An 11,908-nucleotide genomic window follows, 5' to 3' on the forward strand; every position below is an offset into this window, starting at 1 on the left:
ATGTTAGAAGCAATACTCTTAATCGACTTTGGCAGTACTTTTACAAAGGTAACAGCGGTGGATGTCAAAACAAAAAAGCTGTTAGCGACTGCTAAGGCTCCTACTACTGTGGCCACTGGCATAGGTAATGGTCTTGAAGAAGCTATTGGTAACCTAGAGAAAAAGGTAGAGAGTGAGATAGAGTATAAAAGAAAGTTGGCTTGTAGTAGTGCAGCCGGAGGATTAAAGATGGTGGCAATAGGCCTTGTACCGGATTTAACTGCTGAAGCGGCAAAAACTGCAGCACTAGGCGCAGGAGCTAAACTGATGGATGTTTTCAGTTACCGCCTAAATAATTCAGAGATTGATAAACTGTCGAAAATGAGCGCCGACATAATTTTGCTAGCCGGTGGTACTGATGGTGGCAACGGAGAAGTAATCTTGGAGAATGCAAAAAAAATAGCTGAATCTGAAATTAACTGTCCGATAATAGTTGCTGGAAATAAAGATGTGCAAGACGAGATTAACGAAATATTTACAGCTGCTAAAAAGAAGTTTTTCATAACCGAAAACGTTTTGCCAAGCTTAGATAAGATTAACATTGAACCAGCTAGAGAAGAAATACGAAAGGTTTTTATCAATAACATTATTTCAGCAAAGGGTTTTGATGTTATAAGACAAGATATCGATGGTATTGTAATGCCTACTCCTGAAGCTGTATTGCAAGCTGGTAAATTTATGTCAAAACAACAACTGTTAGGTGCAGAAGAAATCGTTATAGTTGATATGGGTGGAGCTACTACGGATGTACATTCATTTACTGATGGCATGCCAAACACAGCTGGAGTTGTCTACCGAGGACTTCCGCAGCCATTTTCCAAAAGGACCGTTGAGGGAGACTTGGGAATGCGTTATAGCCTTTCTTCTTTAATAGAAGAAATTGGAGAATCGAGAATAAGAAAAGACCTACCCTCTTTGGATTTAAATAAAATTTTAGAGGATATAGGTGAAAACTACTGGAGTGCCAACATTACTTGGGAATTTGAGAACTACTTAGCAAGACAGGGTGTCAATATTGCCGTTAAAAGGCATGGTGGAACTGTAGAAACAGTTTATACACCGCAAGGAGCTAGTTACATTCAATATGGGAAGGATTTATCCGGTGTAGATGTAGTAATTGGCACAGGTGGGCCTTTAGTAAACAGCGATAAAGCTGGATATATACTAAAAGGGGCTCTTTATAACCCGGCCGAACCAATGGCTCTTATGCCTCAAAACAGCAAGTATTGTATTGATAAACAGTATCTTTTGTCGTCTATAGGTTTGCTTGTGGATGATTATCCTGATATTGCTGAGGAATTAGTTAAAGACAATTTTGACTTTATTGAGGGAGGAAATTAAGGTGGAAGTAGTTAATAAAAAATGGCCAATCGAGAAGTTGTTTGCTGAAAGAGCAGAAATTTTGAAAAAGTGGGAAACTGGTAAAGAAGTGCAGGATATAAACAAGGGGATTGAATATCAAAAGACGATACCTAAGGCAAAAAACTTTGCAGCAAAATTAAAAGAGGCTAAGGAAAATGGTGTAACTTTAGTTCAACCTAGAGCAGGCGTAGCTTTAGTTAATGAGCATATCGCCCTTTTACAATATCTACAAGATGAAGGGGGAGCGGATTTACTTCCTTCCACAATTGATAGCTATACAAGACAAAACAGGTATATGGAAGCGCAAAAAGGGATAGAGGAAAGTGTATCTAGTGGCAGGTCGCTGCTTAATGGTTTTCCTGCTGTTAACCATGGATTGGAAAATTGCCGAAAAGTAGTGGAAAGCCTTAAATCTCCAGTACAAGTTAGACACGGCACTCCAGATGCTAGATTATTAGCAGAAATAACTTTAGCAGCTGGTTTTACAGATTATGAAGGCGGCGGAATCTCTTATAATATTCCATATGCTAAAGATGTTTCGTTAGAGAAAACTATTTATTACTGGCAGTATGTTGATAGATTGGTTGGTTATTATCAAGAAAATGGTGTTGAAATAAATAGAGAGCCGTTTGGTCCGCTTACAGGAACTTTAGTGCCTCCTTCTATAAGTCATGCCGTAGCTATTTTAGAGGCAATCTTGGCTGCAGAGCAAGGTGTAATGAATATGACTTTAGGATATGGTCAGTGTGGTAACCTAACACAAGATGTAGCTGCAATTCAGACTTTAGAGGAATTAGCTGATGAATATCTTAAAGATAATGGCTACGAAGGAAGGCAACTAACCACTGTATTCCACCAATGGATGGGAGGATTCCCGCAAGATGAAGCCAAAGCTTTTGGTGTTATCAGCTGGGGAGCATCGGCAGCAGCTTTAGCAAAAGCAACCAAGGTTATTGTTAAAACTCCTCACGAGGCTATGGGAATTCCGACCAAAGAAGCAAATGCCCAAGGACTTAGAACTACTAAACAACTTATAAACATGTTAAAAGATCAATCTCTACCTGAAAGCAAAAAATTACAACTTGAAAAAGAAATGATTAAAAAGGAAACAAGAGCTATACTAGATGCAACTTTAAAGTTAGGTGAAGGGGACTGGGCAAAAGGAGCTATCCGAGCTTTTGAAAGTGGAATAATCGATATACCGTTTGCTCCAAGTAGATATAATGCAGGAAGAATTTTACCAGCAAGAGATAATGAAGGAGCGATACGCTTGCTAGATAGTGGTGACTTGCCATTTACCAAAGAGATTGAAGAATTCCATAAAGAAAAGATAGAGATAAGAGGCAAAGCAGAAGACAGAGAGCCAAGTTTCCAAATGGTAATTGATGATATTTATGCTATTGGAAAAGGATTTTTGGTAGGTAGACCTAGCTAACAAATTTTGGGAGGGAATTATATTGAAAATAGTAGATGTTGTTACTTCATGTGGGTTAACAGGATTTTATTTTGATGACCAAAGAGCTATAAAAGGGGATGCTGTTCAAGATGGTTTTACCTATAAAGGAGATTCTGTAACTGATGGGTTTACTGCTATAAGACAGCAGGGAGAAAGCCTTTCAATTATGTTAAAGCTTGAAGATGGCCAGGTAGCGTACGGTGACTGTGCAGCAGTTCAGTACTCTGGAGCTGGTGGAAGGGATCCACTTTTCTTAGCTAAAGATTTTCAGCCAATTGTTGAGCAAAAAATCACTCCAATTCTAAAAGGTAAAGAGCTAAATAGCTTCAAAGATCTAGCAGAAGAAATAGACAGTTTAAAAAAAGAAAATGGCAAACCAATTCACACAGCATTGAGATATGGAATCACTCAGGCCATTTTGGATGCCGTTGCAAAAAGTAAAAAAATGACAATGGCTGAAGTTATTGCTAAAGAGTATAACACAGAGCTTTGTACTGAACCTATTCCGGTGTTTTCACAAACTGGAGATGAAAGGTATATGAATGTCGATAAAATGATTATTAAAGGGGTAGATGTAATGCCCCACGGCCTGATTAATAATGTGAAACACAAGCTGGGAAATAATGGAGAAAAACTGAAAGAGTATGTCGCTTGGCTAAAGAAACGTGTTCAAGATCTTGATAGAGGAGAGGACTATCTACCGATTTTCCATATAGATGTCTATGGCACTATCGGCATAGCATTTGATTATGATATAGATAAAATGGCTGATTATTTAGATAGTTTGGGAGAAATTGCTGCTCCTCATACTCTAAGAATAGAAGGGCCTATGGATATGGAAGAGAAGCAGCTTCAAATTAAAAAGCTTAAAGAGCTTTACGATAAGCTTCAGCAAAAGGGAAGTAATGTGGAAATAGTTGCTGATGAATGGTGTAATACATTTGAAGATATAAAAGACTTTGCCGATCATAAATGTTGTCATATGGCTCAGATTAAGGCTCCTGATTTAGGTGGCATCAACAATATCATTGAAGCTGTGCTTTATTGTAAAGAAAATAATGTAGGGGCGTATTTGGGAGGCACATGTAACGAAACAGATCGTGCAGCACAGATAGCAGTTCATATTGCCTTGGCTACAAACCCTGATCAAATACTTGCTAAGCCGGGTATGGGTGTTGACGAAGGACTTATGATAGTAAAAAATGAAATGGCCAGAACTTTGGCTTTACTAAAGTAGAATTAGCGTAAGTACAATATAGGACAAACTTGCATTTTTAACCCCTTTATGGAATATATATTGAAAAATATATTATCTATGGAGGGGTTATAATGAAAATCAGGCTTTTACTGTTAGGGTTAGTAATTTTTCTTTTAGTTTTTATGTGTGTAGGTTGCCTTGACAAAGTTTTTGGTCCCATCGAAGAAACTGAAACAGAAAAAAATAAAGAAAAAGATAAGGCTACCGAGGTAGACGCAACAAATGAAAACTATTTAGACATAGATTTTTATGTTGTTGATGATACTACTAACAAACTTTTGCCTGTCAGCATAAATTATCCTAGAAAAGAAGGTATAGCCTATGCTACAGTAATGGAGCTCGTTTCCGGAAGCGATATACATCAAAAAATTGAGGGTTACGATTTAAGTTTACCATTACTGGAAGGGACCGAGGTCCTTGGCATTAATATTGATGAAAAAGCGGCAGTGGTGGATTTTAATAATCAGTTACTTAACTTTGAGGATCAAAATCAAGAAAAACTTGCTGTAACCTCTTTGGTATATACGTTGACCCAGTACTCTACCATTGAAAAGGTACAAATTAGGATAGCTGGTAGTATAGTAGAAGAGCTTACACATGGCACTAAGGTAAATTTACCCATATCTCGGGAAACCCTTGGGATCAATGTAGAGGTTGAAGATGGGGTTGATTTAAAAAACTCAGACAAAATCACCGTCTATCATCCTGTCTTGCGAAATGAAACTAATCTATATATCCCGGTAACTAGGGTAATTAACAGCAATCAAAATCATCTTAAAACCGCTGTGGGATTATATTTAAATGGGGCTGACTTTTCTCAACCATTTGAAGAAGAAAGTGAAGTTATGAAAACGCAGGTTAAAGAGAATGTTGCGGTTGTAAGCCTTTCTAAGGAATTTACATCATATCCTAAGCAAATGGAAGAAGGCATAGTCAAGTCGCTTATTTTAACAATAACAGAACTAGATAGGATAGAAAAAGTACAGCTTTTGATAGAAGGACACCCAAAAGTCTTACCAGCAGGGACTGACTTAAACAATATCATGGATAGACCTGCTTTTGCTAAGATTAATTAACAAAAGCCAATGAGGTAATGTAACCTCATTGGCTTAAAGGACAAGCTTTAAGGAGGCTACAAAATGAAGGAATTTAAAATACTTGCACCTACCGCCATACTTGGGTATGGTTTTCCAGTAGATTCTTTTGAAAGAGGTATGGAGAAAAAACCAGATTTAATTGCTGTTGATGCAGGCTCTGTGGATCCAGGCCCCTATTATTTAGGTGCTGGCAAATCCTTTACAGACCGTGCAGCAGTTAAAAGAGACCTTAAGTTTATGCTAAAGGCTGCAAAAAAACATAAAGTCCCTGTTTCTATAGGTAGTGCTGGAGGAGCAGGAGGAAAGCAGCACTTAGATTGGAATGTTGATATAATAGAAGAAATCTTAAAAGAAGAAGATTTACAACTAAAAGTTGTAGTGATAAATTCTCAACTTGATAAGGAATTCTTAGTTGATAAGTTGGCACAAGGTGACATAGACCCATTATTACCTGCAAAGGAAATTAGTAAAGAGGATATACTAAAAAGCACTAACATTGTAGGACAAATGGGAATAGAACCCTTTGACAAAGCTATCGAAATGGGGGCGGATGTAATTATTGCAGGACGTGCGTATGACCCTGCTGTCTTTGCAGCTCACCCAATCAAGCTGGGATATGACCCTGGTCTTGCAATGCATATGGGTAAAATTCTAGAATGTGCCTCTATAGCTGCATCGCCTGGAAGTGGTAGAGATGCGATGCTAGGAACTTTAGGAGAGGATTATTTCATTTTAGAGCCTATGAATGAACAAAGAAGCTGTACTACTGATTCAGTGGCAGCTCATAGCTTATACGAAAAAACCAATCCCTTTATCCTACCCGGCCCTGGTGGAACGCTAAACTTAAAGGAAACTACTTATGAACAATTAGACGATAGGCGAGTAAAGGTTTTAGGAAGCAAGTTTGAGCTTTCCAAAGAGTATACAATTAAGTTAGAAGGTGCTGCATCGGTTGGCAAGAGAACCATCTCTATTGCAGGAACAAGAGATCCAATTATGATAAATCAAATAGATGAAATTATCGAGGAAGTAAAGGATCAAGTAAAAGATAATTTCCAGGATGGAGGTTATCAGTACACCCTAAACTTCCATATATACGGAAAAAACGGAGTAATGGGACAACTAGAGCCTACTCAAAACCCTAATAGTCACGAGCTTGGACTGGTTATTGACGTTGTTGCAAAGACAAAAGAAGTTGCTGATACCATTTGTAGTTTTACAAGGTCGACTATGCTGCACTATGGCTATGAAAACAGGAAGGCTACAGCAGGAAACCTTGCGTTCCCCTATTCTCCTTCTGATATCCATGCAGGTGATGTTTATCAATTTACTATTCATCACTTACTAAAGAATATAGACCCTCAAGGTCTTTTTGAGACATGTTGGTTAAAGGACTATGTAAAGGGGGATAAAAATGAGTAAAATTAACATTACAGAACTAACTACTGTTATTCGTAGTAAAAATGCTGGTCCTTACGAATTAACTTTTGATTTAATTTTTAAAACAGAAGAGATATTCAATTACGTAGTGGAAAATAAATTTATCACAGAAGAGCTTATAGCTAAACTATACGGAATTGATGTAGAGAAAGTAATTTCTGTAGTTCCTTACTCACCTTCTAAAGCGATAAAAGCTACTATCGTACGTCCTATTGCTGCAGGTGATGTAGGTGAGACAGATGTTTACGGAGCTCAACAGCATGGCCCCCTCTTAAATATTGAGATTCCGTGGGAAAGGTAGGGAAATTTCTTGAGAGAAATCCAAGTTTTTAGTGTGACAGAAGCAGTAAAAGAAATGGTTATTTCTTGTAATTACGTTATAGCTCCTGATATTAAAGAAGGATTAACAAGAGGGTATGAAACTGAAGATAATGAACTGGCGAAAAGTTTGCTAGAGCAAATTATTGAAAATAGCGAAATTGCTGCAAATGAACAAATGCCCATTTGTCAAGATACTGGTATGGCGGTTATATTTGTTGAAGTGGGAAGAGGGGTATGTCTTACTGGAGGCAGCCTTGATGAAGCAATAAACGAAGGGGTAAGACAGGGGTATGAGGAAGGTTATTTAAGAAAATCTGTTGTTAAAGATCCATTAAATCGCGAAAACACTAAAGATAACACACCAGCCGTTGTTCATACTGAGATAGTTGAAGGAGATCAAATTAAACTTACAGTAGCTCCTAAAGGTTTTGGTAGCGAAAACATGAGCTCATTAAAGATGTTAAAGCCAGCGGATGGACAAGAAGGGGTTATAGATTTTGTGTTAAGCTCTGTTTCAAACGCAGGAGGAAATCCTTGCCCTCCTATTGTTGTGGGAGTTGGTATTGGTGGGACGATGGAAAAAGCAGCTCTTTTAGCAAAGAAAGCTGCTGTTAGATCAATCGACTCCGAAAACTCCAACCCATTTTATCAAAAGTTTGAAGAACATCTATTGCAGAAAATAAATCAGCTGGGGATAGGGCCACAAGGATTTGGAGGCAAAACAACTGCAATAGGGGTAAATGTAGAATATTACCCTACCCATATAGCAGGATTGCCTGTGGCAGTAAACATAAACTGCCATGCTACAAGGCATGCCACTAAAACAATATAGAGGGGGAATAAATATGGAAACGATAAAATTAACTACCCCTTTAAAAGAAGATGATATTAGAAAACTTAAAGCAGGGGATTTGGTGGAAATATCGGGCACGATATATTCAGCTAGAGATGCTGCCCATAAAAGGTTTATCGAAACGCTAAAAAAAGGTGAAGAGCTGCCATTTGATGTAAAAGGGCAGGTTATATATTATGTTGGTCCTTGTCCAGCAAAGCCAGGTCAAATAATAGGCTCGGCAGGGCCAACTACAAGTGGCCGAATGGATAAGTATACGCCACAGCTATTGGACTGTGGACTAAAGGGTATGATCGGAAAAGGGCAAAGAAGCGAAGAAGTAAAGAAGAGTATAGTGGTTAATAAAAGTGTTTATTTTAGCGCTATAGGTGGTGCTGCAGCTTTAATAGCAAAACGAATTAAAAAAAGCGAGATAATAGCATATGAAGATCTAGGTGCAGAGGGTGTAAGAAAGATGGAGGTAGAAAACTTCCCACTTATTGTGGCTGTTGATAGCTGCGGTAATGACTTTTATAAGCAAGGTAAAGAAAAATACTTATCAAAGTAAACAAAAAGGGTTATGCCACAGGGCGTAACCCTTTTTAACTGCATAAAATAAAAGTGTTTTTCATATCTAACCATATGTGGAAAAAGGTAGATAAATAATGTATAATTGCAAAAGGAGGTGTAAAGCTATGATGAATTCATCTGCCCATCAATACTTGATGCATGCTACATATTTTGCGCCAAGGGGGAAACATAGACTGCAAGCATTAGGGAACTATCTAAGTCAGAGATATATTACTCCCAACGACAATGTAATTGGGTTTATAGGAGATTCTGGAGCGGGAAAATCAATTTTAATTAGAGGTATTTTTCCGGGATTGGAGTTGACTAATGATGATGAAGGTATTAACGTACGGCCCTTACCTTTATTACATCAATATCAAAAAGGACATTTCCGCTCCCACACTTATCACCTAGATATAAGGTTTGAATCTGCTTTTACACAGACTTGGGAATTAGCAGAAGCTGTTAAAGAGGCTGTTTCTCAAGGGAAAAGAGTGGTGGTGGAGCATTTCGATTTACTATATCCTCATTTAGGTTATAATGCTGAAGTGCTTATAGGAGTAGGAGAAGAGGTAATAATAACAAGACCTGGTGTTTTTGGACCTGAATCAAAAGAAATTGGTGATATCGTATTTGACTCTATTAAGTACAGAAAAATGGCCCACACAGCTGAAGACTTAACTTCACTTGTGCTTATGGACATGGGCTTTGACCGGCCAACATACCATAGTGATATCAAGCACGGATTTGTTTTGGAGTTTCAAACAAAACCTAATATAGATCTAATAGATCTTGAGCAAAAGGTTAATGAATTAATTGAATCAAATTTGAGTATTTCTCATCACGATGATGAACATATTAATATTGGTGAAGATATTGTGTTTCCTTGCACTGGACCGCGTATTCATGTTAAAAAAACTGGAGATATTTCAGGGTTTTATTTAATAAAGGATTTTAAATGGGATTCTTTAAACCAGCAATATCTTTTAGCTGGCGTGGTAGGGTTTGAGGAGTCAGGATTGGGACTTTTAAAATAGGAGGAATATTATGCGCATTGATAACAGAAAGAATAACCAATTAAGACCGGTCAAAATTACAAGAAACTTTATAAAACATGCTGAGGGATCTGTACTAATAGAGGTGGGAGACACGAAAGTCATCTGTACAGCAACGGTTGACGAAAAAGTTCCACCATTTTTGAAGGGAGAAGGTAAAGGCTGGGTAACTGCGGAGTATTCTATGCTACCTCGAGCTACTGGAAACCGAAACATCAGGGAAGCTGCTAAAGGCAAGCAAAGTGGGAGAACTTTGGAAATACAGAGACTAATAGGAAGAGCCCTAAGATCTGTGGTTGATCTTAAAGCCCTAGGTGAAAGAACCGTATGGTTAGATTGTGATGTAATACAGGCTGATGGAGGCACTAGGACAGCTAGCATTACCGGTGCGTTTGTTGCTTTGGTAGAGGCTATGCAGGGGCTCGTAGAACAGAAGAAAATAAAGTCTTTACCTATAACCGACTACTTAGCAGCTACCAGTGTGGGATTAGTTGAAGATGACCTTTTACTAGACTTAGCTTTTACTGAAGATAGCAACGCAACTGTTGACATGAATATCGTTATCACCGGCAAAGGTAATATAGTTGAGGTTCAAGGAACAGGTGAAGAAAACCCGTTTTCTGAACAACAGTTTTTACAGCTATACGCCCTTGCAAAAGAGGGGATAGCCAAGCTTATTACCATCCAAAAAGAGGCGCTAGGCGAAATAATGACTGAAGGGGAATAATCAATGACAAAACTACTACTAGCCACAGGTAATTACAAAAAAATAGAAGAAATTTCGAACATTTTAGGGGAGAAGTTTCAGGAATTTCTATCTTTTGCCGACTATGGCTTGGTTTCACCTTCGGAAGATGCAGATACTTTTGCAGGTAATGCACTAATCAAAGCTAGATATGGTAGCCAGAAAACTGGGCTACCTACTCTAGCTGATGATTCTGGTTTATGTGTAAAATTTCTTGATGGAGAACCTGGGATACACTCTGCTAGGTATTCTGAGACCGGCGATGATATCTCAAACTATAAAAAATTGCTAGAAAACCTAAAAGGTGTTTCTAACGAAAAGAGATATGCTTATTTTCATACCTCTATAGCTTTGGTTTACCCAAGTGGTAGAACAGTAATTGCTCATGGTAAGCTAGAGGGGTATATAACAAGTTCCCCTAAAGGAAATAATGGGTTCGGATATGACCCCGTTTTTTATCTGCCAGAATTTAAAAAAACATTGGCAGAGCTTGATCCTATAGAAAAAAATGCTATTAGTCATAGAAGAAAGGCTCTAGAAAACCTACAGACTCAACTTAAGGGGGAATAAAATTGTCTACTAAAATTATTGTCCTTAGCGACACACATGGAGACAAGAGGTTTCTAAAAGAGGCTGTACATCTTTTAAAGGGGAAGGATTTGCTTATACATTTAGGGGATAATTACGATGATTTTCTATGGCTTGTAAATCAAACTAATATAAAAGGCTATGCTGTAAAAGGTAACTGTGACCCCTATTCTAACGCAAATGAAGTAGAGGTTATCCAGATAGAAGGAATTAAAATTATGCTAACACATGGTCATAACTATGGGGTTAAGTCAGGGCTTTTAAACCTTCTATATTGTGGCTTAGAAAAGGATGCCGATATAGTTTTATTTGGGCATACTCATGTAAATCATAAGGAGGTTAGTCAGGAAGTAACCTTACTAAATCCAGGAAGTCCCGTCTTGCCTCGAGGAGGAACTTCTAGCTACGGAATTATTACTGTAGATGGAAGAGATTTTAGTTGTGAAATAAAAAAATGAAAAAAATATCAAAAAACCCTTTACAAGCGTTAATAAATTTTGTATAATAAATCTTGTCGTTGAGAGACAGTAAACACAAATTGCAAAAACACAAAAAAGCAAAAAAAGTGTTGACAACGACAAAAAGAAATGTTAAGATAATTACTGTTCGACAAAAACGTACGCCCGTAGCTCAGGGGATAGAGCAACGGACTTCTAATCCGTGAGTCGGAGGTTCGAATCCTCCCGGGCGTGCCACTAACATGGTGGGTGTAGCTCAGTTGGTTAGAGCACCAGATTGTGGCTCTGGGGGCCGAGGGTTCAAATCCCTTCACTCACCCCAACAAAATATTTTAACATTGCTGGGCCGTCGCCAAGTCGGTAAGGCACGGGACTTTGACTCCCGCATGCGTAGGTTCGAGTCCTGCCGGCCCAGCCAAAACGAGCCATTAGCTCAGTCGGTAGAGCACCTGACTTTTAATCAGGGTGTCCCGTGTTCGAATCGCGGATGGCTCACCAAGCGCGAGAGTGGTGGAACTGGCAGACACGCTAGACTTAGGATCTAGTGCCTTCGGCGTGGGGGTTCGACTCCCCCCTCTCGCACCACATTTGCGGAAGTGGCTCAGTGGTAGAGCATCGCCTTGCCAAGGCGAGGGTCGCGGGTTCAAATCCCGTCTTCCGCTCCATATTAATACTTACAAGAGAGGC

Annotated in this window: 12 protein-coding genes and 6 tRNA genes; all 18 read left to right on the plus strand. The window is 38.6% G+C overall.

Annotation, left to right across the window (positions count from 1 at the left end; genetic code table 11):
• The 18 genes from glmL to PRVXH_RS05180 all read left to right on the plus strand — a co-directional run bounded on the left by glmL (position 1) and on the right by PRVXH_RS05180 (position 11,886).
• The gene (gene glmL / locus PRVXH_RS05095; protein ID WP_353894233.1) at positions 1-1,380 is read left to right on the plus strand and encodes a methylaspartate mutase accessory protein GlmL; all 1,380 of its coding nucleotides are present in this window, start codon (positions 1-3) and stop codon (positions 1,378-1,380) included.
• A 1-nt stretch (position 1,381) separates the two neighbouring features.
• The gene (locus PRVXH_RS05100) at positions 1,382-2,836 is read left to right on the plus strand and encodes a methylaspartate mutase subunit E (protein WP_353894234.1); all 1,455 of its coding nucleotides are present in this window, start codon (positions 1,382-1,384) and stop codon (positions 2,834-2,836) included.
• Positions 2,837-2,858: 22 nt separating this feature from the next.
• Entirely contained in the window at positions 2,859-4,094 is a 1,236-nt protein-coding gene (locus PRVXH_RS05105; protein WP_353894235.1) for a methylaspartate ammonia-lyase, read from the plus strand.
• 92 nt (positions 4,095-4,186) lie between these two features.
• Positions 4,187-5,191: a GerMN domain-containing protein gene (locus tag PRVXH_RS05110; RefSeq protein ID WP_353894236.1), complete on the plus strand. Its 1,005-nt coding sequence runs from the start codon at positions 4,187-4,189 to the stop codon at positions 5,189-5,191.
• A gap of 63 nt (positions 5,192-5,254) precedes the next feature.
• Complete coding sequence (locus PRVXH_RS05115) at positions 5,255-6,634, plus strand: acyclic terpene utilization AtuA family protein (RefSeq protein ID WP_353894237.1); 1,380 nt, start codon at positions 5,255-5,257, stop codon at positions 6,632-6,634.
• A complete protein-coding gene (locus PRVXH_RS05120) occupies positions 6,627-6,953 on the plus strand; it encodes a DUF4387 domain-containing protein (RefSeq protein ID WP_353894238.1) in 327 nt (108 codons plus the stop codon). Before PRVXH_RS05115 ends, PRVXH_RS05120 begins: the two co-directional genes overlap by 8 nt.
• Positions 6,954-6,962: 9 nt before the next feature.
• Entirely contained in the window at positions 6,963-7,805 is an 843-nt protein-coding gene (locus PRVXH_RS05125) for a fumarate hydratase (RefSeq protein ID WP_353894239.1), read from the plus strand.
• 13 nt (positions 7,806-7,818) lie between these two features.
• Positions 7,819-8,373 carry a Fe-S-containing hydro-lyase gene (locus tag PRVXH_RS05130; RefSeq protein ID WP_353894240.1) on the plus strand — a complete coding sequence of 185 codons (555 nt, stop codon included), beginning with the start codon at positions 7,819-7,821 and terminating at the stop codon, positions 8,371-8,373.
• A gap of 127 nt (positions 8,374-8,500) precedes the next feature.
• Complete coding sequence (locus PRVXH_RS05135) at positions 8,501-9,412, plus strand: alanine-tRNA synthetase second additional domain-containing protein (protein WP_353894241.1); 912 nt, start codon at positions 8,501-8,503, stop codon at positions 9,410-9,412.
• A 7-nt stretch (positions 9,413-9,419) separates the two neighbouring features.
• Positions 9,420-10,157: a ribonuclease PH gene (rph, locus tag PRVXH_RS05140; RefSeq protein WP_353894546.1), complete on the plus strand. Its 738-nt coding sequence runs from the start codon at positions 9,420-9,422 to the stop codon at positions 10,155-10,157.
• 3 nt (positions 10,158-10,160) lie between these two features.
• Positions 10,161-10,745 (plus strand): RdgB/HAM1 family non-canonical purine NTP pyrophosphatase, encoded by a 585-nt coding sequence (rdgB, locus tag PRVXH_RS05145; RefSeq protein WP_353894242.1) that lies wholly within the window; start codon positions 10,161-10,163, stop codon positions 10,743-10,745.
• 2 nt (positions 10,746-10,747) lie between these two features.
• Positions 10,748-11,221 carry a metallophosphoesterase gene (locus PRVXH_RS05150; RefSeq protein ID WP_353894243.1) on the plus strand — a complete coding sequence of 158 codons (474 nt, stop codon included), beginning with the start codon at positions 10,748-10,750 and terminating at the stop codon, positions 11,219-11,221.
• Positions 11,222-11,382: 161 nt separating this feature from the next.
• Positions 11,383-11,458, plus strand: a tRNA-Arg gene (locus PRVXH_RS05155).
• Between the two features lie 8 nt (positions 11,459-11,466).
• Positions 11,467-11,543: transfer RNA gene (locus PRVXH_RS05160), tRNA-His, on the plus strand.
• 20 nt (positions 11,544-11,563) lie between these two features.
• Positions 11,564-11,639: transfer RNA gene (locus PRVXH_RS05165), tRNA-Gln, on the plus strand.
• A 4-nt stretch (positions 11,640-11,643) separates the two neighbouring features.
• Positions 11,644-11,719: transfer RNA gene (locus PRVXH_RS05170), tRNA-Lys, on the plus strand.
• Between the two features lie 3 nt (positions 11,720-11,722).
• A tRNA-Leu gene (locus PRVXH_RS05175) sits at positions 11,723-11,806 on the plus strand.
• Positions 11,807-11,811: 5 nt separating this feature from the next.
• Positions 11,812-11,886, plus strand: a tRNA-Gly gene (locus PRVXH_RS05180).
• The last annotated feature ends 22 nt before the right edge of the window (positions 11,887-11,908 follow it).

The sequence above is a fragment of the Proteinivorax hydrogeniformans genome (assembly GCF_040515995.1).
Lineage (GTDB): Bacteria > Bacillota > Proteinivoracia > Proteinivoracales > Proteinivoracaceae > Proteinivorax > Proteinivorax hydrogeniformans.

Excerpts from the sequence above, each read along its gene's own strand:
- PRVXH_RS05120 (WP_353894238.1), top strand. The coding sequence starts at position 6,627 with ATGAGTAAAATTAACATTACAGAACTAACTACTGTTATTCGTAGTAAA.
- PRVXH_RS05135 (WP_353894241.1), top strand. The coding sequence starts at position 8,501 with ATGATGAATTCATCTGCCCATCAATACTTGATGCATGCTACATATTTT.
- rdgB (WP_353894242.1), top strand. The coding sequence starts at position 10,161 with ATGACAAAACTACTACTAGCCACAGGTAATTACAAAAAAATAGAAGAA.
- PRVXH_RS05110 (WP_353894236.1), top strand. The coding sequence starts at position 4,187 with ATGAAAATCAGGCTTTTACTGTTAGGGTTAGTAATTTTTCTTTTAGTT.
- glmL (WP_353894233.1), top strand. The coding sequence starts at position 1 with ATGTTAGAAGCAATACTCTTAATCGACTTTGGCAGTACTTTTACAAAG.
- PRVXH_RS05130 (WP_353894240.1), top strand. The coding sequence starts at position 7,819 with ATGGAAACGATAAAATTAACTACCCCTTTAAAAGAAGATGATATTAGA.
- PRVXH_RS05115 (WP_353894237.1), top strand. The coding sequence starts at position 5,255 with ATGAAGGAATTTAAAATACTTGCACCTACCGCCATACTTGGGTATGGT.